Raw genomic sequence first — 24,157 nt, 5'->3', positions numbered from 1 at the left:
GCGGCGGAAAACGTCCCCTCGCAGGGATGTCTAAAGCAGTGTCTCAGCCGGTGAAGTCAGCCAGTTCCTTGAGCAGCGCGGCCTTAGGCTTCGCACCCACGATGGACTTGGCCAGCTCACCGTTCACGTAGACATTGATGGTAGGGATGCCGGTGACGCGGTAAGTACTCGGGGTGACCGGGTTCTCGTCGACGTTCATCTTGAGGAAGGTCACCTTGTCGCTGTGCTCGCCGGCCAGCTCCTCCAGGATCGGCGAGACCTGACGACACGGTCCGCACCACTCGGCCCAGAAGTCCACCAGCACCGGCTTGTCGCTCTTCAGTACGGTCGCGTCGAACTCGGCGTCCGTGACTGCGTTCATCTTGTCGCCCATGGCGATCTCCTTAGAAGGTTGTTGCTCGAAGTGGCGAAGGTGTTCGGAGTCAGACGGTGACCGGCTCGGTGGCCTCAGCCGCCGAGGCCGTCGCCTCGAACTCCAGTGTGGCCAGGAAGCGCTCGGCGTCCAGGGCCGCGGAACAGCCGGTGCCGGCCGCCGTGATGGCCTGGCGGTAGGTGTGGTCGACCAGGTCGCCGGCCGCGAACACACCGGGCAGGTTGGTCCGGGTGCTGTCGGGCTGGACCAGCACGTAGCCGTCCTCGTCCAGGTGGACCTGGCCCTTGATCAGCTCCGAGCGCGGGTCGTGGCCGATCGCGATGAACAGGCCGGTCACCGGCAGCTCACGGGTGTCACCGTTGACGGTGTCCCGCAGCACGATGCTGCTCAGCTTCTCGTCGCCCTTGATCTCGGCGACCTCGGAGTTCCACGCGAACTCGATCTTCTCGTTCGCGAAGGCCCGCTCGGCCATGATCTTGGAGGCGCGCAGCTCGTCGCGGCGGTGCACGATGGTGACCTTGTCGGCGAACCGGGTCAGGAAGGTCGCCTCCTCGATCGCGGTGTCGCCACCGCCGATCACGGCGATCTCGTGCTGCCGGAAGAAGAAGCCGTCACAGGTCGCACACCAGGAGACGCCGTGGCCGGACAGCCGGTCCTCGTGCTCCAGGCCGAGCTTGCGGTAGCCGGAGCCCATCGCCAGGATGACGGCCTTGGCGCGGTGCACGGTGCCGGCCGAGTCGGTGACGGACTTGATCTCACCGGTCAGGTCGACGGCGACGATGTCGTCAGCGACCAGCTCGGCGCCGAAGCGCTCGGCCTGGGTGCGCATCTCGTCCATCAGCGCCGGGCCCATGATGCCTGCGGAGAAGCCCGGGTAGTTCTCCACCTCGGTGGTGGTCATCAACGCGCCACCGGCCGTGACAGAGCCTTCGAAGACCAGCGGCGCCAGCTGGGCGCGTGCTGCGTAGACCGCGGCCGTGTAGCCGGCCGGGCCGGAGCCGATGATGATGACGTTGCGGACTTCTGCCTCGCTCATTCAGGCGTTCCTCGGGTCGTCGAGACGGATGGTACGTCGTACTCAACGGATCCATGAGGCCGACCATTCCCACGGTACCCATGGATCCGAGGTGCCGCCCAATCGGCTCACCGGGCGGAACTAGCGGTTGCGCAGCGTCACTGTCGTCTCGTACAACGGCGTGGCGACGCCACCGGACGTGTTACATCCGGTGACCACGGTGATCTGGATATCGCTCGGCGAACTGCCCTGTACGCCGATCACGGTCGCCCGCTTGCCGTCGACCTTCGCCTGCTGGACCAGCTGCAGGTCCGGGTTGGACCGGCCGGCCGCGAAGCTCCGGGCGCAGTCGACCTCGGTCGGGGTGGCGTGCAACAGCGGGCCGTTGGCGTTCTCGAGCCAGCGCTGCACGTTCGGGCCGACCTGGTCGGTGGACAGCGACGGGATCGAGTCGATCGGCACGGTCGGGTTGATCCCGGCGGCGCCTTCGTTGCCGTGGCCGTTGGTGCCGAGCGCGACGCCGACGCCGATCGCGGCGATCGCGAGCACGCCGGCCGCGGCCAGCATGAGCTTCGGCAGGTGCCGGCGTGGCTCCTCCCGCATCTGGACCAGCGAGTGCACGCCGACCGTGGAGGCGCGGAGTACGGACTCGGAGACGATGACGGAGTCCAGGTGCTCGGCCACGGCGGCCGGCATCGGGATGTCGGCGCGGCCCTCGTCGGCCAGGTCCTCGGTCAGTTGCAGCAGCGCGTCGTACGTCTGCTGGCAGTCCGGACAGGCCTTCACGTGTTCACGAGCGCGATGCGCGTCGGGTGCGGGGAGCAGGTTCTCGATCAGGTCGGCGATGGTGTCCGTGTCCAGGTGCTCGAGGTGCTCACTGGTCGGCAGACCGGATTCGGTCATCGGGAACTCGCCTCCTCACGGGAGGTGCGCAGAGTGGTCATCGGTGAAAAGCTCCGGTCGGCGATCACGGGGTCGCAGGATGGCGACTCTGCTTCGACGGGGACGGCGGTCATTCGGTTCCCACCGATTCCGCGGCTGTCTTCTCCGGTACGTCGGAGCCGCCGCGGGTGACCTGCCAATGGCGCAGCAACGGCAGCAACCGGGCTCGCCCGCGGGCGCATCGGCTCTTCACCGTGCCCGGAGCGCAACCGAGGATCGCCGCCGCCTCCTCGATCGAGTAGCCCTCCATGTCGACCAGCACGAGCGCACTGCGCTGGTCCACGTTGATCTGCTTCAGCGCATTCAGGACGTCGAGGCGGCGCTCACGGACCTCGGCCGCGTCCTCCTCGACCGGCCCGGCCAGCTCGGCCGCGCGGTCCTCGTCCTCCGGCAGCGGATCGGCCTGGCGGACCTGCCGGCGGCGGATCCGGTCCAGGCAGGCGTTCACCACGATCCGGTGCAGCCAGGTGGTCACCTTGGCGTCGCCGCGGAACGAGTCGGCCCGGCGGAACGCCGAGATGAAAGCCTCCTGCAGTGCGTCGGCCGCCTCCTCGGGCTCGCCGAGGGTGCGGATGGCGACCGCCCACATCCGGTCGCGGTGCCTCTTGACCAGCACGCCGAAGGTGTCGGGGTTGCCGGCCACGTGCAGCCGGAGCAGCTCGTGGTCGTCCATCGTGTCGTACGCCGCCGGGGGCGCCGTAGCTCCGCCGTCGGCCGGACCGATCCGGGTGATGTCAGACCGGGGCGGTGGGTTGGGACTCGAATCCAGGGAGGTCATTTCTGGACCGCGACCTCCGCGATCTCGCCGCGGAAGCCGCCGTCCGCCTTCGGCAGCTTGGTCAGCCAGACCAGCACGTAGCGGGTCTTGACCGGCGCGGCAGGCGTCAGCACGGCCTGGGCGCCTTGGTCCTTGAGCGTGGCGACTGCCTTCCAGCCGTCCGCAGCGGGCGCCGAGACGCTCGGGTCGGCCTTCGGGATCATCAGGGAGAGGCTGGTGTCGTCACCGACCAGGCTGACGGTCACCTTGGAGACGTCCGTGAGCGCGCCGAGGTCGTAGATGATGCCGACGCCGTCCTTGGTGCCACCGAGCTCGGGCTTGCGCTTGTACGACTGGGTCGTCCAGGTCGTGCTGAGCTTGCCGTCGTAGGTGTTCGGGACATCCTCGGGGTGCTCGGACCCGCTACCGTCCGGCGGCGGGTCGAAGTCCTTGGCGCCGACGATCTTCGCCGGAGCGCCGGAAGCGGCCGGCGGCGCCGACGTGGCTGGTGGCGGCGCATTGGTCTTGCTGTCGTTGCCCTGGTCCTTGTTGATGGCGCCCTTCACCAGGAACTGCGCCATCGCGACCACGGACAGCAGCGCCAGGATGGCGAGCAGGATCAGGATCCGGCCACCCCAGCTGCCGCGCTGCTTCGGCTCGTCGGGCGGCGGCTTACGCCGGCCACCGTTTTGCGGGGGCGGGGTCTGGCGGCGTACCGGCTGGGTCTCCGCTGCGGTCGCGTAGGCAGGCTGGGCCGGAGTGCGGCCGTTGTTCTCGGCGTAGGCGCTCTGCTGGTACTCCGGAATCTGCGGCGTCGGGTCGAGCGCCGGCGGCGCCTGGATCGCGGGCGCGACCTGGGTGGCGTCGTCGACACTGCCGTTCTGCCGGGCGACCGCGACCGTCTCGTCCATCTGGCTCGGTGGCTCGTGCGAGCTGCCGATGACCCCGGACAGCGCAGCGGACAGGCCGGCCGCGCTGGTGATCGGGACGGAGTGGTGCCGGGGCGGATCACCGAGCAACCGGTCGGAGATGTCGTCCAGCGAGCGCGGCACTCCGGCGCGGACCTGGCGCGGGCTCAGCAGCCGGCCGTGCTCGACCGGAGCGGGCTGGAGCCCCCAGGCCGGGGCAGGCCCGGGCCAGCGGCCGGTCAGGGAGGCGTACAGCAGCTCTCCGAGCGCGCGGACGTCCTCCTCCGGCGAACCGGGGCCGGTGGAGCGCAGGGCGGCTTCAGTGGCGAGGCCGACGACCTTGATCGCTCCGGCGTCGGTCACGACGACCGTGGAGGGGCTGATCGAGCCGTGCGAGTGGCCGGTGCGGTGCAGGTTCTCCAGCGCCTCGGAGACCTCGCGGGCCAGCCAGCCGGCCTGCTGACCGGTCAGCGGTCCGGCGGTGAGCATCCGCTCGAGCGGCCGGCCACCGGCCCACTCGCGGACGCAGTACGTCACGCCTTCGTGCATGTCGCAGTCGAGCACCCGCAGGAACCGCGGGTCGGCTGCCGCCGCGGCACGCCGGGCCGCGTCGAAGAGTTGGTTGGTCCTCGGGTCGCCAACCGGCAGGACGTCTACGACCACTGCCCGGCTGAGCACCTCGTCCACTGCTCGCCACACCCGCGCACCGTCGATCTCCGCGAGCAACTCGGCGATCCGGTACCGGCCGGCGAGCAGGGCACCAGGACTGACGGTCTGGTTCGACACGGTGTCTCTCGCCCTCCTCGATGCACTGGTCGTCCTGCGTCTCCGCCCTGGATCCGGTCGGCGGCCAGTTTCGGCTGATCCAGGCAGGTGCGAACGGTTGGCGGTCCGATCGCAGCCCCCATGCTAGTGCCCCGCTGACCGGACAAGTGGTGCACGAGTGCACAAGCGGTCCGATCAGGACCTTCGGGAGCGGCCAGGGAGCTTCGATGTGACCGCGGCCACCACGTCGGTGACCTCGTGGATACGGAGTACCCGCGCCACACCGACGTACACCGGGAGCATCACCACACCACCGACCGCGAGCTGGACGACCGCCGCGAGCGGGCCGGTCCAGTCGACGGCGGAGTCGAAGAGGGTCAGTACCAGTCGCCCGATGCCCGCCCCGGCCACGGCGGCGATCACCATCGCGACCAGCGGCAGCCCGATCCCCGAGCCGGCCACCCGGGGAACCCGGCGGCGAAGCACTCGGCGGGACATCAGGACGGCGACCGTGTACGCCAGCGCGTAGGCGGCACCGAGCACCACACCACTGAACCGCAGGTGGGACTCGTCCAGCAGGACCCGTACGCCGATCAGCGCGGCGGCGATGTTGGTCGCGGCGATCACGCACTGCATGAAGAACGGCGTCCGGGTGTCCTCGAACGCGTAGAAGGTGCGCAGCTGGAAGTACTGGACCGTGAACGGCACGATTCCCAGCGCGAGCGTCATCAGCGTGTACGCCATCAACTGCAGGTTGTTCTTACCGGAGCCGTAGCCGGCGATCACCGTGACGATCGGGTACGCGAAGGCGATCATCGCCGCGGCCGCCGGTACGACGATCGCCAGCGTCTGGCGGATCGAACGGGCCGACAGCTGGGCCACCTCGGTCACGTCGCCCGCCGCCGCCAGCGCCGACATCTGCGGGAGCGCGGCCGTGGCCAGGGAGACGGTGACGATCCCGTGCGGGACCAGGATGATCAGCATGGCGGTGCTGTAGGCGAACAGACCAGCCTTGGCGCCGGGGTCGGTCGAGGCGCTACCAGCGATCGCGAGCTTGGTGACGACTACCAGGGTCACCTGGTTGACCGCGACGAACAGCACGGTCCACGTGCCGAGCTTGGCGGTCTGGCCGAGCCCGGTGCCGCGGAGGCCGAACTTGGGCACGTAGGTGTGGCCGCTGGCCTTCAGGTACGGCAGCAGGACGAGCAACTGCACCGCGATCCCCAGCGTGTGGCCGAGGCCGAGCAGCAGCTCCTCGCCGTGGCTGAAGGTCGGCGGAGTGTCCCCGGCCCGGTAGATCATCAGGAAGATCACGATCGAGGCGCAGGCGACGACGTTGTTCGCGATCGGCGCCCACATCATCGGGCCGAACCGGCGCCGGGCGTTCAGCACCTGGCCGACCAGCACGAACGCGCCGTAGAAGAAGATCTGCGGCAGGCAGAGCCGGGCGAACATGATCATCGAGTTCTTCTCGGCGATCCGGGACGGGTCGTGCAGCTCCTTCGGCAGGTAGAGCTCGGAGATCTGCGGCGCCAGCACCACACAGGCCACGGTGACCACGGCCAGGACCAGGAAGCCGAAGGTCAGCAGCCGGTTGGTGAAGTCCTGGCCGCCGTCGTCATGATTCTTGATCGCGCGCACCAGCTGCGGCACCAGCACGGTGTTGAAGATGCCGCCGGCCAGCAGGATGTACAGGCTGTTCGGGATCGTGTTGGCGGCGGTGAAGATGTCGCCGCGCAACGCGGTGCCGATGGCGGCGGCGAGCAGGGCGATCCGGACGAATCCGAGCAGGCGGGACAGCACCGTTCCGGCTGCCATCACCGCCGCGGAGCGCAGGGTGCGGTCAGCCATCCTTCGTTCCGACTCCTTCTTTCAGGCTCTCGAGGTCGCTCTGTCCGGGGACGAGCGGCGCCGGCGACTCCGGGCGGGAGACGCCGTTGGTACTGCCGTTGGCGGCCGGATCGTCCGGAGCCGGGCCGAGGTCCTCGAGCGCCAGCGGCTCCGGGTGCAGCGCGTCGGCCTCGGACTTCGGCGTCGGGTTGCGTCGCTCCGAGCGCACCCGGCGGTAGATCCGGACGATCGAGGTACCGAACAGCAGCGCGACCGCGGCGCCGACCAGGATCCAGCCGACACTGCCGTACTGCGCCGCCTGGATCACCAGCGGCTGCGAGTCGCCGACCGGCTGCTTAGCGGCGGTGATCAGCTGGGCGTTGGCGTTGATGACACCGTTCTGCTCCGCGCTCGCTTTGACCTGGAAGGTGCCCTTCTGGCCGGCCGGCAGCAGCAGGGTGTGCAGCTGGTCGATCTTCAGGTCGTTCCGGTTGCCGGTCGCGGTGACCTCCAGGCCGACCCGGATCGTCACGTCCAGCCCGTTCTCGACGGTCAGCGGGAAGCTGCCCTTGCTGCCGGAGAGGTTGACCTTGATGCCCTCGTGCTGGCCCTTGTTCCGGTTGGTGACCAGGTGGACTTTCTTCAGCTGGTTGGTGACGGCGTTGCGCTGGTAGTTGACGAAGCGTTGCGCCTCGTTCGGGGTGTTGACCCATTCGAGCGAGGCGGACCGGAGCAGTCCCTGGCTCATGCTGGCCGGGGTCTGCGCGGTCGGGTCCGGCAGCAGCGCCTGGTACGTCGTGGTGCTGGCGCTCAGGTCCTGGATCTTGTCCAGCTGCCCGCCCGAGAGGCCCGGAGTACCGACGGGAGCGGCCGGTACCTTCGTCTGCCCCGCGGTGAGGGAGGTCACCTGCTTGACTCCAACCGGAGTGATCCAGGGGCTGGTGGCCATGGACTGGAGGACGGCCGCCGTGGACAGGCCGTCGTTGTCCCAGCCGCGCGGCGGTACGACCACGACGGTCGACGTGCCGGCGCGGCCGGCCAGCAACGAGGTCTCCGCCGCGAACCGCTGCTGCAGTTGCAGCGGCTGCTTCGCGCTCGCCGGATCGGGGCCGCCCGCGAGGAGAGCGGAGTCGGCGATCAGGGCCTTGACGAACTTCGGCGCGGGACCCTCGGGAGTCTGCACGCGGTACACCGGGCTGGGCTGCAGCTTCGGGCGCTCGTTGGCGGCCCAGGCCGAGCTCGGCAGGATGTTCACGTCGTCGTCGCGCTGGGCGGCGAACCCGAAGGAACCGGCGACCAGCGTCTTGCTGTCCACCTGGCCGTCGCCGAGCCAGAGGCCTGACGGGTTGCCCTCGTCGGACAGTGGCATGCGCAGGTTGTACCGCTCGCTGGTCGAGCGCGCGCTGTTGATGAGGTTCTTGCCGGCCGGGCCGCTGGCGCCGGCGAGGCTGGTGATGTCCGGATCGCCGTACGGGAGCAGCACGGTCTGGTTGACGCTGCGGCTCTTGTCGAACCCGTCCAGCCAGGCCTTGACGACAGCACGGCCGGTACCGGCCTTCGTCTGCCCAGGTCCGCTCGCGACCTTGTAGCTGTCCGACTCGGCGATCGTGCGGGCTTCGTCGATCATCGCCGGATCGACCAGCCAGGTGACGAGCCGCCTCTGCCCGAGCGCGAGCAGGCGGCCGAGCTGTCCGGTCGGCGCCATCGACTCGGCCAGCGAGTCATTGGCGAACAGGTGGTCGGCCAGCAGCGTCGGGCGGTGCGTCAACGGCAGTACGACGGCAGCGTTGACCCGGCCGGGCATCGGCGTCTTGCTGATCACCGGCATCAGGATCCGGGTCAGTCCGGCGGTGGTGCGATCCGTCTTGCTGACGTTGCCGCGGAAGCGCACGCCGACCGAGTAGACGCCGGGCTGGCTCGAGATCTTCCACTCGCTCCACGGCACCACCAGCTTGAACGTGACCGAGGCCTTGGGGGCCAGTGGGGCGTCGAACTCCTGGAAGGTGGTCGCCTCGGGGTTGGTCAGGCCGGAGCAGTCGTTGCGGTCGTTGACCGGGACGTCGGCCTCGGTCGGGATGCCCGCGATCGCGGCGGCCGTCGACAGCCGGTCGCGCTCGATACAGGCCGTCGCCTGCGAGGCCTCGAAGGTGGTCTGACTGGTGTTCGTGACCCGGCCGGTGATGGTGACCGGCTGGCCGGGAACAGGGGTGGACGGGCTGAACGAGTCGATGGCGACATCCACCATCGGGTTCTCTTCCGCCGCGGCCGCGACCGCCTGCGTCGGGGCCAGCGAAGCGGCCGACGCAGCGATCAGCAGGCTCGCGCCCGCCGCCGCGGAGAGCCTCAGTCGCCGTCTGAACACGCCGTCACCGTAACCTAGTTCCCCGTGTCCTCTACTCCCGACCGCTCAGCCTCTGCCGGATCGTTGTCCGCCGTCCAGCGGCAAGGTGTCCAGTCACTGCTGAAGATCGCTCCGGTGGTCGACGAACTGGGTGCCCGGTTCGCCGCCGCCGGCCATGAGATCGCCCTGGTCGGGGGTCCTGTCCGGGACATTCTGCTCGGTCGGGGGAGCAAGGATCTCGACTTCGCCACCTCGGCCCGGCCGGAGGCGGTGGAGCGGTTGCTGGCCGGCTGGGCGGACCACGTCTGGGACATCGGCAAGGCGTTCGGCACCATCGGTTCTCAGAAGGGCGAGTGGATTCTCGAGATCACGACCTACCGGTCGGAGTCCTACGATCCCACCTCGCGCAAACCGGAGGTTGCCTACGGCGACAACCTGCAGGGCGACCTGGCCCGCCGCGACTTCGCGATGAACGCGATGGCGGTGATGCTCCCGTCGCACCAGTTCGTCGACCTGTACGGCGGGATCGAGGACGTCGCCAACAAGGTGATCCGGACCCCGGGCTCCCCCGAGGACTCGTTCTCCGACGACCCGCTGCGGATGATGCGCGCGGCCCGTTTCGCCGCCCAGCTCGGCTTCACGCCGGACCCGGCCGTGGTGACCGCGATGAAGGAGATGGCCGAGCGGATAACGATCGTGTCGGCCGAGCGCGTGCGCGACGAGCTGATCAAGCTGGTCTGTGCGCCGTACCCGCGAATCGGCCTCGACCTGCTGGTCGCGACCGGGATTGCCGACCACGTACTGCCCGAGCTGCCCGCGCTGCGGCTGGAGCTGGACGAGCACCACCGGCACAAGGATGTCTACGAACACTCGCTGACCGTGCTCGAGCAGGCGATCGACCTGGAGCCGCGGCTCGGCGTCGAGCTGCCCGACTTCGTGGTCCGGTTCGCCGCGCTGATCCACGACATCGGCAAGCCGAAGACCCGCCGCTTCGAGGACGGGAACAAGGTCACGTTCCACCACCACGACGTGGTCGGCGCGAAGCTGGCGAAGAAGCGGATGAAGGCGCTGCGGTTCAGCAACGAGCAGATCGACCAGGTGGGCAAGCTGGTCGAGCTGCACCTGCGCTTCCACGGCTACGGCACCGGCGAGTGGACCGATTCCGCCGTACGCCGGTACGTCCGCGACGCCGGCGACCTGCTCAGCCGCCTGCACGTCCTGACCCGCGCCGACTCCACCACTCGCAACCGGCGCAAGGCCGAGGCACTCCGGACGGCGTACGACGACCTCGAGAAGCGGATCGAGCGCCTGCAGGAGCAAGAGGAACTCGACTCGATCCGCCCCGACCTCGACGGCAACCAGATCATGCAGCTGCTCGGCATCGGCTCCGGCCGCGAGGTCGGCGAGGCCTACAAGTTCCTGATGGAACTCCGCATGGACGAAGGCCCACTCGGCGAGGAAGCGGCCAAGGAGAAACTCCTCAGCTGGTGGAACTCTCGGTCCTGACGGTCAGCTGGTTCGTCCGAGGACGAGTGGCAGGACCGCGACGACTGCTCCGAACAGCGTTTCGAGGCCCTTTGACGCCGCCTTCTCGGCCACCTGCGCACGCCAACTGCCGGTGGCCGGTTGAGGGTCGTCCGAACTCGGCGGCGGCGAGTTCTGGGGCGTGGCACGCAGAGATGGGATCCGGCCGAGGTGCATCGCCAGCAGTACGCCACCCAACTGATCGTGCAGAAGGATGGCCGTCTTTCCACGGTCGGCCCGGGTGTGATCGGCGAGCATCAGCTCAGCCTCCCCGATGTCCTGGATGACGAGCACCAGGGTCGACCGCAACCGTTGCCGGGCAGCACGGCTGCCGGCCAGCGTTCCGATCATCGAGTTCCGCAGCAGGCTCTCTTCCAGGCTGGGCAGGATGATCCGGAGGTAGTCAGCGTCGGACTGGCCGAAGCGCGGGCCGGCGCGCAGCCGGTTGATGGTCGCGACGAGGTAGTACTCAGCGGCCATCCTCGGCCACAGCGTGCCAACCAGTGCGCGATGCGAGTAGATGAGCGCCAGCGAGACGGAGACGATCACCGCGTAGACCGGCCAGAAGGCCGTGGGACTACTGCGGCCGATCAAGCTCGTCGCCGCGATCCCCGCCAGGGCGATGACTGCGGACGCCAGCGCCGACTTGGTGAACAGTTGCACTGACACCCTGAGGTTCCACTGCAGGCGTGCGGCGTCTTCGTCCGGCAGGTCGGCTCCGAGACCGACGGCCCAGGCCTTCAGCTCAGCGATGCTCGGCACGCGGAAACCGTCGTTCACACCGTCATGGTGATCGCCCTGCCGCTCGGCGTCCAGGTTCGGAGTGGTGGAGTACTAGATCTCCTGCAGCGGGATCTTGAGGTACGCCCCTGCGATCAGGGCGGCCGAATCCGGGTTCGGCTCGTACTGCGTTGTGCCACCCGGACTCGTGATGGAGGCGACCGGGAGCGCGGGGTCGATCGAATTGGTCAGGTACGCGGCCCGGTAGTCGCCGACCGCGGTCAGCGGAATGTCGACAGTTTCACGTGCAACATCGAGCGCCTCGAGGCCGGCCTGGAGGGTCAGCATGGTGATGCCGGGCAGGACCTCGGCGGCCGGCCAGACGATGCGGTCCTCGGTGGCGAAGCAGATGTTCCAGATGGACGCCTCCGAGACATGGCCGTCGCGGTTGTAGAAGAGCGCGTTGTCGTAGCCGGCCAGGCGGGCACGGCGGATCTCGTGGGTGAGCGAGAAGGTGCCGGTGTGCTTGAGGTGCGGCGCGGTCCGCTCGTGCTCGACGGCGAGCAGGCGCGGCGGCTCGGACGCAGGCTCGATGGGGTCGGTCAGCGTTAGCAGGAGGTCGGGTTCGACGGGGGTGCCGTCGACGAAGGCACGGTCGCGGGCGAAGGCGTTGATGCGGATCGAGAGGTTGCCTGACGGCGAGCTTGCGAGCGCAGTACGGAGGTAGGTCAGGATGCGGTCGGCGGCGACGCCGTGGCCGAAGAGTTCGCGGGAGCTGCGGTCCAGCCGCTCCAGGTGCAGGTCGAGGCCGCGGACCTTGCCATCGCGGACCTGCATCGAGGTGAAGTGGCCGTAGCTGGTTGCGCTCAGCAACGCTGGGTCGTCGAGGGTCAGCGGTGCGTCGTTGAGCTGTACGAGGTGGGTCACAACAGCAGTCTGCAGGCACCAGTCCACTGCCCAGGCTGGTCTAGTCTCACCGCGTGGACCTCTTGAGCATCATCGGGTGGGGTGGGTCGGCGCTCGTCGTCGTGTCCCTGCTGCAGACCCGGATCCTGCGACTGCGTGTACTGAACCTGATCGGCTGCGTCATCCTGGTCGGCTTCAACCTGGCCATCCCGGTCTGGCCGATGGTCGGTATGAACGCCGTCCTCGCCGTGATCAACGTCGTCCACATGTGGCGTCTGCTCCGGCATCGCCACGACGACCTGGAATACGCGGTCCTCGAGGTGAACAGCGGCGACGCCTACCTCAGCCACGTGCTGACCGCGCACCAGAAGGACATCTCCAAGTTCAACCCCGGCTTCACGTCAGCGACGAGCCCGTACGCCTTCCTGGTCCAACGCGGCGAACGCACAGTCGGCGTAGTCCTGGCCCACGACGCCGGCTCCGGCCGCGCCCAGATCGACCTCGACTACGTCCTCCCCGAGTACCGCGACTTCACCCCCGGCGAGTTCGTCTACCGCCGCAGCGACGTCTTCACCGACCACGGCTTCCACCAGGTCCTCGCCCCACCCCGCATGAACGCCATGGACGGCTACCTCAAAAACCTAGGCTTCCACCCCGAAGGCGACCACCTCGTCCTGGACCTGCCGGACTGACCAAGAACAAAGTTGTAGAACTATATTTATTATAAGTATTGTTCTACAACATGAGGAAGCCTGAACGGATCTTCGCTCGCGACCAGGAGTGGGCGCAGCTGACGAGATTCGCCGCGTCGTCGGCTGATCGACCCCAGTTCGGGGTGGTCAGCGGCCGGCGGCGGCAGGGCAAGACCTATCTGGTCGAAGGCCTCGCCGAACAGTCCGGCGGCCTGTACTTCGGCGCCACCCAGGCGACCGAGACTGAGTCGCTCGCGCTGTTCGCCGCAGCGATCGGCGCACACCTCGGCGCTCCGTCGCCGCCTCGCTTCGACAGCTGGGACGAGGCCATCCGCTTCCTCTTCTCGATCGATGCCGGCGGCCCGTTCGTCATCGACGAGTTTCCATATCTGAGCCAGGTATCGCCCGCACTGCCCTCGATCCTGCAGCGGGAGATCGACCAGGCGGCGTCGGCGGGCAGGCGGACCAAGGTGCTGGTGTGTGGGTCCGCGATGTCGGTGATGGGTGGCCTGCTGGGTGGCACGGCTCCCTTGCGCGGCCGGGCAACGCTCGAACTGGTGGTCCGGCCGTTCGACTACCTGTTGGCGTCCGAGTACTGGGGCATTCGCGATCCGAGGCTTGCCGCGCTGCTGCATTCTGTCGTCGGTGGCACACCGGCGTACCGGCGGTTCGTGAACGACGACGGGCCGGACTCGCTCGACGACTTCGACGACTGGGTACTGCGTACCGTGCTGAGCCCGGCGAGTCCGCTGTTTCGCGAAGCCCGATACCTGCTCGAGGAGGAGATGAACGTCCGTGACGGCGCGCTCTACCACTCGGTTCTCGCAGCGGTTGCCTCTGGCAACCATACGAGAGGTGGGATCGCCAACTACGTCGGGCGCAAGGCGACTGAGATTGGGCACCAGCTGATCGTTCTGGAAGACAGCGGGCTGCTGCGGCGCCGGCCCGATGTCTTCAGATCGGGGCGAACGGGCTACGAGGTCGCCGAGCCGCTGATCGTCTTCTACCAGGTGGTGATGCGGCCGCAGTGGGGTCTGCTCGAGAGTGGCCGGGCCGCGAACGTCTGGGAAGCGGCGAGGCCGCGCTTCTCCTCGCAGGTCGTCGGCCCGCATTTCGAGCAACTCTGCCGTGACTACGCGATATCCGCGCCGGCCGAGCTGTACGGCGAGTTGCCGGGTGAGATCGGAGCGGGCGTCGTGGCGGACCACGCCAATCGGAGCCAGATCGAAGTGGATGTTGCCGTCCTCGCGCCCGCGATCTCCGGCCGACGGCGCAAGGTGCTGTCGCTGGGTGAGGCCAAGTGGGGCGAGGTGATGGGGCAACGCCATGTCAGCCGCCTTGAGCGGGCTCGGCAACTGTTGTCCCGTGACTACGACACGTCGGACACGATCCTCGCCTGCTACAGCGGCGCCGGCTTCGAGCCGGACCTGGACCCGAGCGTGCTGACCGTGGGCCTTGACGATCTGTACCGACGCCCCAGCTAGTCGAGGTGTTTGGCGAAGCAGCGGGAGACTGTTTCGGTTTCGAAGGGTGGGTAGCGCGGGGTCTCGGTGTAGCCGTGGTGGGTGTAGAGGGCGATGGCTTCAAGTTGTTTGGTGCCGGTCTCGAGGCGGAGGGTGGTCAGGCCTCGGGTGCGGGCGTGGGACTCGATCTCCGTCAGGAGGAGGCGGGAGAGGCCCCAGCCTCGGGAGGATGGTTCTACGTACATGCGCTTGATCTCGCCGAGGCCGGGGGAGATCGGTTGCAGACCGACGCAGCCGACCGGGGCGCCGTCGAGGGTGAGCAGGATGAACTCGATGTCGGGGTGCAGGGCGACCAGCGGCTGGTCTTCGCCGTAGAGGGCGGCCAGTTCGGTCTGTTGGGCGGTGGTCAGCGCGAGCACGGCTGGATCGGTGCGGTCGGCGTGGCGTAGCTCGACGCCCTCCATCAGCTCCATGGGCCGACGCTAGCAATCAGGCGTGACGCTGCTGTTTCGCTTTCCTCACTGCCGCTGGAGCCGGCAGTGAGGTCGACAGGGCGTCACCGATCGGTCGCGCTGAGGTCTTCCCAGATTCATCATTACCTCTCAGTATTTCTGCATGGCTGACCTCACCCGCAGGACCGTCCTCGGCGCTCTGACCGTCGCTGGAGCCACCGCTGCAGCTCCGGCCGTCGCCTGGAGCTCCGGTACTCCGATGCTCCGCACCGCCGCCGATGCCTCGCCGAACCTCGTCCGCGGCGCCACCTTCCCGGAGGGGATCATGGCCGGCGTCCCACGCACCGACGGCGCGACGCTGTGGACGCGAGTCCCGCGTGGACTCTTCGACGGCGACGCCGAGCTGGCGATCGTAGTGTCGAAGCAGCGCGACCTGAGCAGCCCGGAGATCGTCGAGACGGTGATCGCGGAGAAGCAGTGGGACGGCTGCGTGCACTTCCAGGCGAACGGGCTCGCCGCCGGCGCGGAGTACTTCTACCAGTTCCGCGGCCAGGACGCCGTGAGCCCGGTCGGCCGGTTCCAGACCCTGCGCCCGGCCGACTCCAACCAGCCCGTCAGGATCGGCTTCTTCACCTGCCAGGGCTTCACCGAGGGGTACTACGCGACGCACCGGCACCTGGCGGCCGAGGACCTCGACCTCGTGGTCTGCCTCGGCGACTACGTCTACGAGGCCACCGTCCCCGGAGTCCGCGGCATCGATCTCAACCTCTATCCGCAGATCCTGCCGAGCATGCGAGCGAAGTACACGCTCTATCGCAGCGATCCGGATCTCAAGGCGATGCACGCGCAGCACGCGTTCCTGCCGTTGTGGGACGACCACGAGTTCCGCAACAACTACAGCAAGGACAACTGGACGCTGCCCGAGCTGTTCTTCCAGGAGAAGAAGAGCGCGGCCTGGCACGCCTGGTTCGAGCGGATGCCGGTACCTCGGTACGCCGACGACATGACCCGGACCTATCGCTCGCTCAAGCTCGGCCGGACCGTCGAGCTGTTCGCCATCGACAACCGTCAGTACAAGGACGACCAGCCCTGCGACGACGGCGGCTCGATCGTCTGCGCGGCCGCCGACGCGCCTGGTCGCAGCATGCTCGGCCCGGCGCAGAAGGCGTGGCTCGAGGACGGGCTGCGATCGTCGGGCGCGCGCTGGAAGGTGCTCGCCAACCCGAACATGATGATGGGCATGGTGACCGGCGCAGCCGGCGAGCGCGCGTTCATGGACACCTGGGACGGGTACGGCGCCGAGCGCACCGAGTTGCTGTCGCTGGCGGCCGAGCGGGTGTCCGACCTGGTCGTGGTGACCGGCGACGACCATGACACCTTCTCCGGCGAGCTGTGGGACACCGGCTTCGCACCGGGCACCCCCGGCAACCCTGGAGGTACTCGGCGGGCCGGGGTCGAGTTCGTCGTACCGTCCGTGTCCTCGACCAATACCGGCGACACGAAGGGCGTGGCCGGCGCGAAGGCGGAGGAGCAGAAGCGGTTGCAGTACAACCCGCACCTGAAGCAGGTCGACATGCGGCAGCACGGGTACGGCGTACTCGAGGTGACCCAGGACGACGCCAAGCTCTCCTACCGAGCGGTGGACAAGCTGCACGCCAACGCTGGCGTCAGCACCAGCTACCAGGTGCGTACTGCGCGGGGGAGCTCGACAGTAGAGGTGATCTGATGGGGCATGCCCTCTCTGGAGGCCACTGCGGCCGCTGTCCGTGCTGGTGAACTAGACCCCGTCGACCTGGTCGAGGCCGCCCTGCAGCGAGCGACTGACGCAGCGCGGCTCAACGCAGTGGTCCACCTGGACGTCGAGGGTGCTCGTGCCGTGGCTGCTACCCACAGCAGGACGGGTGCGCTCGCGGGCATCCCCGTGCTGGTCAAGGAGATCATCGAGGTCGAGGGGCTGCCGTACCGCTGCGGATCGGCCTCGATGGATGGGCCGGCGGTTAGGGACGCGGACGTCGTACGCCGGTTGCGCGCGGCCGGTGCCGTCGTCATCGGGCTCAGCCACTCACATGAGTTCGCCTACGGCTGCACCGGTACGTCGAATCGCACCGGGCCGTGCCTCAACCCGCATGACTTGTCGCGGATGACGGGTGGCTCCAGTTCGGGGGCAGCCGCAGCAGTAGCGGCCGGAGTCGTACCGCTGGCGATTGGTACCGACACGGCTGGCTCGGTGCGAACTCCTGCAGCGCTCTGCGGGGTCGTCGGCTACAAGCCCACGCGGGACACGCTGCCGGCGGATGGGGTGTTCCCGCTCGCGCAGAGCCTGGATGTGGTGGGGGTGCTGACCAATACGGTCGCGGACGCGGTCTATGCGGTCGCTGCGCTCTCCGGGGGCGGCAGGCCGGCCATCGACGCGCCAAGACTGGGGGTGCCGGGCAACCCGGAGTACCGGGAGTACGACGCCGAGGTCAGCGCTGCATGGGAGCAGGCGCTAGAGAGGCTGCCGACAGTTGAGGTCGAGCTGCCTGACTGGGCGACCACGCTGCGGACGGGCATAGACCTGCAAGGTCCGGAGGCGGTGGCCAACCACATGGGCAGGTCCACTGAGCTCTACCAGCCCGATGTCCAGCAACGCCTCCGGGAGGCGGCAGAGGTACCGGCCTGGCGCTACGTGCAAGCTCGGGCGACAGCAGCCGACCTGGCCAGACAACTGTCCGAGCTACTGGACCAAGTCGATGCAATAGTCCTGCCCACAGTGCCCATCGTGGCTCCACTGCTCGATGCACAAGACGTTCGATCGACCCTGATGCGCCACATCCGCCTGGCCAACATCGCCGATGTCCCCGCCATCACCATCCCGCTGAAGACTGCCGGCCTCCCGGTAGGCCTCCAAATCATTGCCAGAAGCAACCAACTGGCCGGCGCGGTGGCAACCTGGATCACCGGCCACCTTGACCTCAACAAAGCATGAAGTTCGAGGATGCCGTCATGGTGATGAGTTTGCGGATCGAGGTCTTCGTGGCGGACGTCGAGGCATCGGGTGAGTTCTACCGGCGAGTGATGGCCTTCGACGAACTGTCCCGGCAGCCGGCTGACGGCCCGGCGCAGTACCTGTGGATGGGTCGCGGCAGCGCCCGGATCGGGATCGGTGCCGGGGACGCCGCGATCGACCCGGCGACCCGGCACACGCCCCGGGGGACGGAGATCGTGCTCGAAGTGGACGACCTGGAAGCGGAGCTCGCTCGCGTTCAGGAGACCGGTTGGCCGATCGCGGCCGGACTGCAGACGCAGCCGTGGGGGCTCCGGGACTTTCGCCTGCACGACCCTGACGGGTACTACCTGCGGATCACGTCTCGCAGACACTGAGCCCTCCTGCTCTGTGGCGCAGGAGGGCTTCAGTATCGGGGTGGTCTAGTTGTAGAGGCGCACGTCGGCGAGACTCCACCAGTGGTCGCTGGTGCCGGTGTTCGTGATCCGGACGTAGCGGGCCCGCGTCGGCTTCACGTCGACGTTGGTGAGCTGGCCGTTACTGGTGCCAGTCGCCAGTGGTCGCCAGGTGGTGCCGTCGAAGCTGGTCGACACCTGCCAGGCCTGGGCGAAGTCGCCGAGGTTGCCGCCGGTGTCGATCGCGACCCGTCGGAACTGCTTCGCCGTACCGAGATCCACCTGCACGTACTGGCCAGCAGCCTGCGCCGCCTTCGACTGCCAGACAGTGGAACCGTCGGCGTCGAACGCGAGCGCCGCATCGGCAGCCGGTACCGCGCTAGCCGTCGCGCCCGCCAGCGACACCGGGGTCAGCGTCTTGGGCGAGCGCTGCCAGACGAAGGTGCCGATGGCGCCACCCGGCAGCGTGTACTCGAAGGATTCGTCGCCGACTGCGACCGCGAAGGTCCGCGGGTCGTCGTTCTCGTTGTGCACGACCAACGCGGTCGAGCCGTCCGGGTTGCGGAAGGCCGACGACATGAGCTGCCCGTTCCAGCCGGTCGTCCCGTACGACGTACTGGCGATCCGTACCGCGCCGGTGCGGACGAACTTCGACAGGTGTCCGATCGTGTAGTACTCGGCGTCGGTGGTGACGCTGCCGTCCGGCTGCACGGTGACGAGTCCGGTGCAGGTGGTACAACCACCGTTGTACGGGCCACCCTTGTCGTCCAGCGCGATGTTCCAGTTGACGACCGACTTGGCCCAGTTGCGGGTCGTACCGAGCATCAGCGTGCGGGCGTGCCAGGTCAGCGTGCCGCGGAAGATCTGCGGCGGAGTGTCGCTCGCGCCGTGCGAGCCGGAGCACTCGGTGAACCAGATTCCCTTCTTCGGGAAGGCCTTCTGGAGGTTGCTCTGGTCGCTCGGGTTGCCGGAGTAGCAGTGGTACGCCGTACCGGCCAGCCACTTGCCGGCCGGGCTGTCGAGCAACTGGTACGGGTAGTCGGTCTCCGGGTCCTCACCGGGCGGGGTGCTGTTGACGTCGCCGGGGTGAGTCGTCCAGTTGTGGTCGTAGCCGAGGATCTTGGTCCGCGGGCTGTACGCACGGAGCAGGGGGCCGAGTTGCTCGATCACCGCGGCCTCCTGGCGGACCGGCATGTCCGTGCCGGGGTAGCCGCTCGGCTTGCGGTTCTGCGGCTCGTTCTGCACCGAGATGAAGTCCACCGGTACGCCGGCCGCCTCGTACGCCTTCACGAACTTCACCAGATAGCGCGCGTAGGCGTTGTAGATCTTGGGGTCGTCCTTGAGCCGGCCACCGACCAGGGAGTCGCCGGTCTTCATCCAGGCCGGCGGGCTCCACGGTGTCGCCATCACCTTGAGCGAGGGGTTGAGCTGCTTGGCCCGGCGGAGTAGCGGCAGGATCTGCGTCTGGTCATGGGCGATGCTGAAGTTCCGCAGCGCGAAGTCGGTCTGCCCGGCCGGTACGTCGTCGTAGGTGTAGTGCTGTGGCGCCGCGGTGAAGTCGGAGGAGCCGACCACCTGACGCAGGAAGCTCACGCCGATGCCCTGGTTGCGATCGAACAGCGACCGCATCGTCTGGTCGCGCACGGCCGGGGTCAGGCGGTAAAGCACCGCTGCCGACGAGTCGGTGATCGAGGCGCCGAAGCCGTCCATCGTCTGGTACTTCGTCGCGGGGTCGACCGTGATGGTCGTCTGCGTGCTCTGCCCTTTGCCGAAGGCTACGTCGGGACGCTGGTGCATCAGTTCGGCGCGGTCGGGGGTGGTGACCCAAACGCTCGCCTTGGTGGTGCTCTTCGTGGTGCTGTTCTGAGCGGCGGGCAGCTCGACCGCCTGGGCACCGGCGGACAGCCCGCTGAGTAGTAGGGCGGAGCCGGCCACGACGGCGCCGATCGCAGGTCTCTTCATCGTTCTCCTCAGGTCAACCCCGATGTAACAAATGAAACAAGAACGCAACATCTGCGCCTCAGCAAACGACGGCAGGCGGAGGCTGTCAAGATCGGCTATCGTCCTGAGTGTGAAACAAGGCGATGTAACAAATGCCGGGTAGGGCGACTGTCCGGGACGTCGCGGCGGAGACCGGCGTCTCGATCGCGACGGTTTCGCGCGTGCTCAACCAGCAGGGGAACGTCGCGCCCGAGACCCGTGAGCTGGTCGAGCGGGTGGTCGAGCGGCTCGGCGTACGGGCGCCTAATCCGCGCGGTGGGTCGCCGAAGCCGGTCGGAGGGGCGGTGTATCTGCGGTGTCCGTATGTGCTGACGGACTACTTCGGACTGATCGTCTCGTCGATCGCGGAGACGCTCGATCGGCATGGGCGTCGGCTGGTCCTCAACGCGGGCGAGGCGACTCAGCACGACCAGGTCCTCACCAAGCTGCCCGCGCAACGCGACCTCGCCGGGGCGATCCTGATCCTGCCGCCGGAGACGAGCGACGAGCTGATCCAGCTCCGCGCCCGCCGCTTCCCGTTCGTCGTCGTCGACCCCCGTACTCCGCTGCCGCGCGACATCGCAGCCGTCTCCGCAGCCCATTTCGCCGGCGCGCGGCAGGTCACCGCCCACCTGGTGGGCCTGGGCCACACCCGGATCGGCGTCATCGGCGGCCCCAGCGAATGGCTGGCCTCCGACGCCCGCCTCAGCGGCCACGCAGCCGCCCTAGCCGACGCAGGCATCCTCCCCGACCCGTCGCTGGTACGCCCGATCCAACCCACCACCGAGCACGGCTACCGAGCCGCCGGCCAACTCCTGGACCTCCCCGACCGCCCCACCGCCTTGATCGCCTTCAACGACAAAGCAGCAGTAGGCGCCCTCCAAGCCGCCACCATCCGAGGCGTCTCCGTCCCCACCGACCTCTCAATCGCCGGCTTCGACGACATCGACATCAGCCGCTCCACCACGCCAAGCCTCACCACCGTCCGCCAACCCCTCCAGGAGATGGGCCGAATGGCAGTAAGCCTCCTCATCCGCCTCCTGGACCGCCACGAACTAGAAGCCCTCCATGTAGAACTAGCCACCGAGCTAGTAGTACGAGACTCGACCGCCCCACCCCGCTAGCGCAAGAAGCCGCGACCTTGAACACCAAACGGTGGCCTCGGACACGAAATAACTTGTTCAAGGTCACCACTGGGTGTTCAAGCCCGCCACTTGTGGGAGGTCAGAGCGAGCGGAGCGCCTGTAGAGCGGTGATGAAGTGGGTGACCAGCTCGTCTGGGGTGGTGGGGCGGTCGGGGTCGGGGAGGCCGGACCATTCGATGGTTAGGTCTTCTACGTAGGCGAGCCAGGCGTGGACGGTGAGGCGGATCGGGGAGGCGGGTTCCGTCGCGTCGGGGTGGTCGAGGAGGGTGAGGACTCGGGTGGTGAGGCCGGCCCGGGTTGCGGCGTAGACCTCGACGACGAAGTTGTCGCCGCCGGCGGCGCCGCGGACGAAGGAGATGTAGGAGTCGCGGCGGCGGGTGACGAAGGCTACGAACGACAAGAGCATCTGGCGGAGCTGCTCGTCGAGCGGCAGGGCCGGGTCTGGCTTGGTGACGCGGAGCAGGCGGCGGCCGGCAGCGCTCATCACCTCGACGTAGAAGTCGCGCTTGGTCGGGAAGTAGTGGAACAGCAGCCCGCGCGAGATCCCCGCCTCGGCCGCGACCGCGTCGATCGAGAGCTCGTGGATCGGCTGGGTGCGCAGCATCATCAGCCCGATACCGACCAACTGCTTCCGCCGATCCTCCGCAGTCAGCCGCTTCCGCCGCCCACCCGGTACCACCGACGTCTCGCCACCCACCGCAGGCGCCACCGGCGTCTCGTCACCCACCGCGGCCACCACCGGCGTTTCGCCGTTACCCACCGTGGGCGTCGCTGTCGCTGTGCCGTCCGCCTCAGCCGCTGCGTCCGGCACCGCCTGCGCGGCGGCTCGCGGGGCTTTCGGCGTATTCACGCTATTGAGCATTGCTCAGTAAGTGCGCTACCGTCAAGGAAGCCGAGCGAGGAGACGTGATGGGGTTCGAACCGTCCGTGAGGGCGCAGGAGTTGATCGGGCAGGTCGACGGGTTCATCCGGACCGAGATCGAGCCGGTCGAGGCCGAGCTGCATGCCGCGACCAAGGCCGCCAGTGATCCGTGGGAGCCGTTGCCCGCGTTCAAGGAGTTGCAGGCGAAGGCCCGCAAGCAGGGTCTGTGGAACCTGTTCCTGCCACCCGCCGAGCCCGGCAACGAGCAGTACGGCGAAGGGCTGAGCAACCTCGACTACGCGCCGATCGCGGAGTTGACCGGCCGCTCGTTCATCGCGCCGTACGTGTTCAACTGCAACGCCCCGGACACCGGCAACATGGAGGTGCTGCTCCGCTACGGCAGCGCCGAGCAGAGGCAGCAGTGGCTGGAGCCGTTGCTGGACGGCACGATCCGGTCCGCGTTCTGCATGACCGAGCCCGATGTCGCCTCCTCCGACGCGACCAACATGGAAGCCACCGCGATCGTCGACGGCGACCAGGTCGTCATCAACGGCCGCAAGTGGTGGAGTACAGGCGTCGGCCACCCGGACTGCGACCTGCTCATCTTCATGGGCCTCACCGACCCCGACGCCCACCGGTACGCCCGCCACACGATGGTCCTGGTACCGCGAGACGCCCGCGGCGTGAAGGTCGAGCGCCTGCTCCCCGCCATGAGCCGGTACGACGAACCGCACGGCCACGGCGAGGTCTCCTTCACCGACGTGCGGGTGCCCGTGGAAAACATCCTGGTCGGTCCCGGTCGCGCGTTCGAGATCGCCCAAGGACGACTCGGTCCGGGACGCGTACACCACTGCATGCGGCTGATCGGCCTTGCGGAGAAGGCGCTCGAGCTCGCCATCCTGCGCGGGACCAGCCGGACCGCGTTCGGTAAGCCGCTGGTCAACCTCGGTGGCAACCGCGAGCGGATCGCCGACGCGCGGATCGCGATCAACCAGGCGCGGCTGCTCGTGCTGCAGACGGCGTACCTGCTGGACACCAAGGGCCTGGCCGGTGCGTTGAGCGAGGTCAGCCAGATCAAGGTCGCGGTACCGCGGATGGCGCAGGACGTGATCGACATGGCGATCCAGTTGCACGGTGGTGGCGGGCTGTCCGACGACTTCCCGCTGGCGGGTGCATGGACGAGTGCGCGAGCACTGCGGCTGGCCGACGGGCCGGACGAGGTGCATCGTGGAGTGGTCGCGAAGATCGAGCTGGCGAAGTACAAGGAGTCCGAATGAGCAGGGTTCTCGTCACCGGTGGCGCCAGTGGACTCGGGGCGGCGCTCGTTGCCCGGTTCGTTGCTGAAGGCCACCAAGTGCTCAGTACCGACGTGGCGGCGGAGTCGACGCCGCCGGCCGGCGCGGAGTACCGGCAGTTGAATGTGCGCGATGCGGGTGACTGGGACAAGGCGGTCGCCTGGTGTGAGGAGAACTGGGGCGGCCTCGACATCCTGGTGAACAACGCCGGGATCGCGACCGGCGGCCGGATCGACGTCGAGTCGCTGGACGAGTGGGACCGCGTCGTCGACATCAACCTGATGGGTGTCGTGCGTGGTTGCCGCGCGTTCACGCCACTCTTCAAGCGGCAGCGCTCGGGGCACATCGTCAACACCGCGTCGGCAGCCGGGCTGGTGCATCCGCCGATGATGAGCTCGTACAACACGGTGAAGGCCGGCGTCGTCGCGCTCTCGGAGACGCTCTCGCACGAACTGCACCCGTACGGCGTGACCGTCTCGGTCGTCTGCCCGTCCTTCTTCCGTACCAACCTCGGCGACTCGATCCAGGGCGAAGACCTCGAGATGCGCGCCACCGCCCGCAAGCTGATCGAGAAGTCGCCGCGGACCGCCGACGAGATCGCCGCCAACGTCATCGCCGGCATCAAGAAACACCAGTTCCTCATCATCCCCGACCGCCCAGCCCTGCTGGCCTGGCGCACCAAACGCTTCGCCCGCCCCCTGTACGACCGCCAAATGCGCAAAATCGCCGCCCGAGCCCGAGACCGAGCCGAATCCCCGAAGCAGGCCGCCGGGGACCGCTGATGCCACCAAACCCAAGCGCTGTCG

21 protein-coding genes are annotated in these 24,157 nt (G+C 68.2%); 9 read left to right on the top strand and 12 right to left on the bottom strand.

Annotated elements, in window-relative coordinates; translation table 11 throughout:
* Window positions 1-43 precede the first annotated feature (43 nt).
* The 7 genes from trxA to OHA70_RS11410 form a co-directional block, all read right to left on the bottom strand.
* The gene (trxA, locus tag OHA70_RS11440) at window positions 44-373 is read right to left on the bottom strand and encodes a thioredoxin (protein ID WP_328331454.1); all 330 of its coding nucleotides are present in this window, start codon (window positions 371-373) and stop codon (window positions 44-46) included.
* Window positions 374-422: 49 nt separating this feature from the next.
* Window positions 423-1,409 carry a thioredoxin-disulfide reductase gene (gene trxB, locus OHA70_RS11435; protein ID WP_328331452.1) on the bottom strand — a complete coding sequence of 329 codons (987 nt, stop codon included), beginning with the start codon at window positions 1,407-1,409 and terminating at the stop codon, window positions 423-425.
* A gap of 120 nt (window positions 1,410-1,529) precedes the next feature.
* On the bottom strand, window positions 1,530-2,291 hold the full coding sequence (locus tag OHA70_RS11430) for an anti-sigma factor family protein (RefSeq protein ID WP_328331450.1): 762 nt from the start codon (window positions 2,289-2,291) through the stop codon (window positions 1,530-1,532).
* 109 nt (window positions 2,292-2,400) lie between these two features.
* On the bottom strand, window positions 2,401-3,108 hold the full coding sequence (gene sigM, locus OHA70_RS11425) for an RNA polymerase sigma factor SigM (RefSeq protein ID WP_442913880.1): 708 nt from the start codon (window positions 3,106-3,108) through the stop codon (window positions 2,401-2,403).
* On the bottom strand, window positions 3,105-4,781 hold the full coding sequence (locus OHA70_RS11420) for a protein kinase family protein (RefSeq protein ID WP_328331448.1): 1,677 nt from the start codon (window positions 4,779-4,781) through the stop codon (window positions 3,105-3,107). Before OHA70_RS11420 ends, sigM begins: the two co-directional genes overlap by 4 nt.
* Window positions 4,782-4,955: 174 nt before the next feature.
* Entirely contained in the window at window positions 4,956-6,611 is a 1,656-nt protein-coding gene (gene murJ / locus OHA70_RS11415; RefSeq protein WP_328331446.1) for a murein biosynthesis integral membrane protein MurJ, read from the bottom strand.
* On the bottom strand, window positions 6,604-8,952 hold the full coding sequence (locus OHA70_RS11410) for a hypothetical protein (RefSeq protein ID WP_328331444.1): 2,349 nt from the start codon (window positions 8,950-8,952) through the stop codon (window positions 6,604-6,606). Before OHA70_RS11410 ends, murJ begins: the two co-directional genes overlap by 8 nt.
* A 63-nt stretch (window positions 8,953-9,015) precedes the next feature.
* Here OHA70_RS11410 and OHA70_RS11405 point away from each other — a divergent pair, with 63 nt between their 5' ends.
* Window positions 9,016-10,437 carry a CCA tRNA nucleotidyltransferase gene (locus OHA70_RS11405; protein ID WP_328335099.1) on the top strand — a complete coding sequence of 474 codons (1,422 nt, stop codon included), beginning with the start codon at window positions 9,016-9,018 and terminating at the stop codon, window positions 10,435-10,437.
* 3 nt (window positions 10,438-10,440) lie between these two features.
* Here OHA70_RS11405 and OHA70_RS11400 read toward each other — a convergent pair whose 3' ends face one another.
* Window positions 10,441-11,235 (bottom strand): hypothetical protein, encoded by a 795-nt coding sequence (locus OHA70_RS11400; RefSeq protein ID WP_328331442.1) that lies wholly within the window; start codon window positions 11,233-11,235, stop codon window positions 10,441-10,443.
* A gap of 54 nt (window positions 11,236-11,289) precedes the next feature.
* Window positions 11,290-12,102 carry an aminotransferase class IV gene (locus OHA70_RS11395; protein ID WP_328331440.1) on the bottom strand — a complete coding sequence of 271 codons (813 nt, stop codon included), beginning with the start codon at window positions 12,100-12,102 and terminating at the stop codon, window positions 11,290-11,292.
* A 53-nt stretch (window positions 12,103-12,155) separates the two neighbouring features.
* Here OHA70_RS11395 and OHA70_RS11390 point away from each other — a divergent pair, with 53 nt between their 5' ends.
* Together OHA70_RS11390 and OHA70_RS11385 are read left to right on the top strand one after the other, a co-directional pair.
* On the top strand, window positions 12,156-12,773 hold the full coding sequence (locus OHA70_RS11390) for a hypothetical protein (RefSeq protein WP_328331438.1): 618 nt from the start codon (window positions 12,156-12,158) through the stop codon (window positions 12,771-12,773).
* A 50-nt stretch (window positions 12,774-12,823) separates the two neighbouring features.
* Window positions 12,824-14,257 carry an AAA family ATPase gene (locus tag OHA70_RS11385; protein WP_328331436.1) on the top strand — a complete coding sequence of 478 codons (1,434 nt, stop codon included), beginning with the start codon at window positions 12,824-12,826 and terminating at the stop codon, window positions 14,255-14,257.
* On the opposite strand, the gene OHA70_RS11380 is transcribed toward OHA70_RS11385, so the two are convergent.
* Window positions 14,254-14,709 (bottom strand): GNAT family N-acetyltransferase, encoded by a 456-nt coding sequence (locus OHA70_RS11380; RefSeq protein ID WP_328331434.1) that lies wholly within the window; start codon window positions 14,707-14,709, stop codon window positions 14,254-14,256. The two genes, OHA70_RS11385 and OHA70_RS11380, sit on opposite strands and share 4 nt — an antisense overlap.
* 142 nt (window positions 14,710-14,851) lie before the next feature.
* On the opposite strand from OHA70_RS11380, the gene OHA70_RS11375 reads away from it, so the two are divergent.
* The 3 genes from OHA70_RS11375 to OHA70_RS11365 are packed head-to-tail and all read left to right on the top strand — an operon-like array spanning window position 14,852 to window position 18,051.
* Window positions 14,852-16,414: an alkaline phosphatase D family protein gene (locus OHA70_RS11375; RefSeq protein WP_328331432.1), complete on the top strand. Its 1,563-nt coding sequence runs from the start codon at window positions 14,852-14,854 to the stop codon at window positions 16,412-16,414.
* A gap of 6 nt (window positions 16,415-16,420) precedes the next feature.
* Complete coding sequence (locus OHA70_RS11370; RefSeq protein WP_328331430.1) at window positions 16,421-17,656, top strand: amidase; 1,236 nt, start codon at window positions 16,421-16,423, stop codon at window positions 17,654-17,656.
* A complete protein-coding gene (locus tag OHA70_RS11365) occupies window positions 17,653-18,051 on the top strand; it encodes a VOC family protein (protein ID WP_328331428.1) in 399 nt (132 codons plus the stop codon). Before OHA70_RS11370 ends, OHA70_RS11365 begins: the two co-directional genes overlap by 4 nt.
* A 45-nt stretch (window positions 18,052-18,096) precedes the next feature.
* Here the strand turns inward: OHA70_RS11365 and OHA70_RS11360 are convergent, their stop codons facing one another.
* Window positions 18,097-20,031: a discoidin domain-containing protein gene (locus tag OHA70_RS11360; RefSeq protein WP_328331426.1), complete on the bottom strand. Its 1,935-nt coding sequence runs from the start codon at window positions 20,029-20,031 to the stop codon at window positions 18,097-18,099.
* Window positions 20,032-20,162: 131 nt separating this feature from the next.
* Between OHA70_RS11360 and OHA70_RS11355 the strand changes: the two genes are divergently transcribed.
* Complete coding sequence (locus OHA70_RS11355) at window positions 20,163-21,173, top strand: LacI family DNA-binding transcriptional regulator (protein ID WP_328331424.1); 1,011 nt, start codon at window positions 20,163-20,165, stop codon at window positions 21,171-21,173.
* Between the two features lie 100 nt (window positions 21,174-21,273).
* On the opposite strand, the gene OHA70_RS11350 is transcribed toward OHA70_RS11355, so the two are convergent.
* On the bottom strand, window positions 21,274-22,044 hold the full coding sequence (locus OHA70_RS11350; RefSeq protein WP_328331422.1) for a TetR/AcrR family transcriptional regulator: 771 nt from the start codon (window positions 22,042-22,044) through the stop codon (window positions 21,274-21,276).
* 59 nt (window positions 22,045-22,103) lie between these two features.
* Between OHA70_RS11350 and OHA70_RS11345 the strand changes: the two genes are divergently transcribed.
* The gene (locus tag OHA70_RS11345) at window positions 22,104-23,333 is read left to right on the top strand and encodes an acyl-CoA dehydrogenase family protein (RefSeq protein WP_328331420.1); all 1,230 of its coding nucleotides are present in this window, start codon (window positions 22,104-22,106) and stop codon (window positions 23,331-23,333) included.
* Window positions 23,330-24,133 carry an SDR family NAD(P)-dependent oxidoreductase gene (locus OHA70_RS11340; RefSeq protein WP_328331418.1) on the top strand — a complete coding sequence of 268 codons (804 nt, stop codon included), beginning with the start codon at window positions 23,330-23,332 and terminating at the stop codon, window positions 24,131-24,133. The genes OHA70_RS11345 and OHA70_RS11340 overlap by 4 nt, the downstream gene beginning before the upstream one ends.
* Window positions 24,134-24,157: the final 24 nt, after the last annotated feature.

It is taken from the genome of Kribbella sp. NBC_00382 (assembly GCF_036067295.1).
In the GTDB taxonomy this organism is placed as follows: domain Bacteria; phylum Actinomycetota; class Actinomycetes; order Propionibacteriales; family Kribbellaceae; genus Kribbella.
This window is presented reverse-complemented; position numbering and strand designations above follow the sequence as displayed.

Coding starts and splice junctions, on each gene's coding strand:
- trxA (WP_328331454.1), bottom strand. CDS start 373: ATGGGCGACAAGATGAACGCAGTCACGGACGCCGAGTTCGACGCGACC.
- trxB (WP_328331452.1), bottom strand. CDS start 1,409: ATGAGCGAGGCAGAAGTCCGCAACGTCATCATCATCGGCTCCGGCCCG.
- OHA70_RS11430 (WP_328331450.1), bottom strand. CDS start 2,291: ATGACCGAATCCGGTCTGCCGACCAGTGAGCACCTCGAGCACCTGGAC.
- sigM (WP_442913880.1), bottom strand. CDS start 3,108: ATGACCTCCCTGGATTCGAGTCCCAACCCACCGCCCCGGTCTGACATC.
- murJ (WP_328331446.1), bottom strand. CDS start 6,611: ATGGCTGACCGCACCCTGCGCTCCGCGGCGGTGATGGCAGCCGGAACG.
- OHA70_RS11385 (WP_328331436.1), top strand. CDS start 12,824: ATGAGGAAGCCTGAACGGATCTTCGCTCGCGACCAGGAGTGGGCGCAG.
- OHA70_RS11380 (WP_328331434.1), bottom strand. CDS start 14,709: ATGGAGCTGATGGAGGGCGTCGAGCTACGCCACGCCGACCGCACCGAT.
- OHA70_RS11375 (WP_328331432.1), top strand. CDS start 14,852: ATGGCTGACCTCACCCGCAGGACCGTCCTCGGCGCTCTGACCGTCGCT.
- OHA70_RS11370 (WP_328331430.1), top strand. CDS start 16,421: ATGCCCTCTCTGGAGGCCACTGCGGCCGCTGTCCGTGCTGGTGAACTA.
- OHA70_RS11365 (WP_328331428.1), top strand. CDS start 17,653: ATGAAGTTCGAGGATGCCGTCATGGTGATGAGTTTGCGGATCGAGGTC.
- OHA70_RS11360 (WP_328331426.1), bottom strand. CDS start 20,031: ATGAAGAGACCTGCGATCGGCGCCGTCGTGGCCGGCTCCGCCCTACTA.
- OHA70_RS11355 (WP_328331424.1), top strand. CDS start 20,163: ATGCCGGGTAGGGCGACTGTCCGGGACGTCGCGGCGGAGACCGGCGTC.
- OHA70_RS11345 (WP_328331420.1), top strand. CDS start 22,104: ATGGGGTTCGAACCGTCCGTGAGGGCGCAGGAGTTGATCGGGCAGGTC.
- OHA70_RS11340 (WP_328331418.1), top strand. CDS start 23,330: ATGAGCAGGGTTCTCGTCACCGGTGGCGCCAGTGGACTCGGGGCGGCG.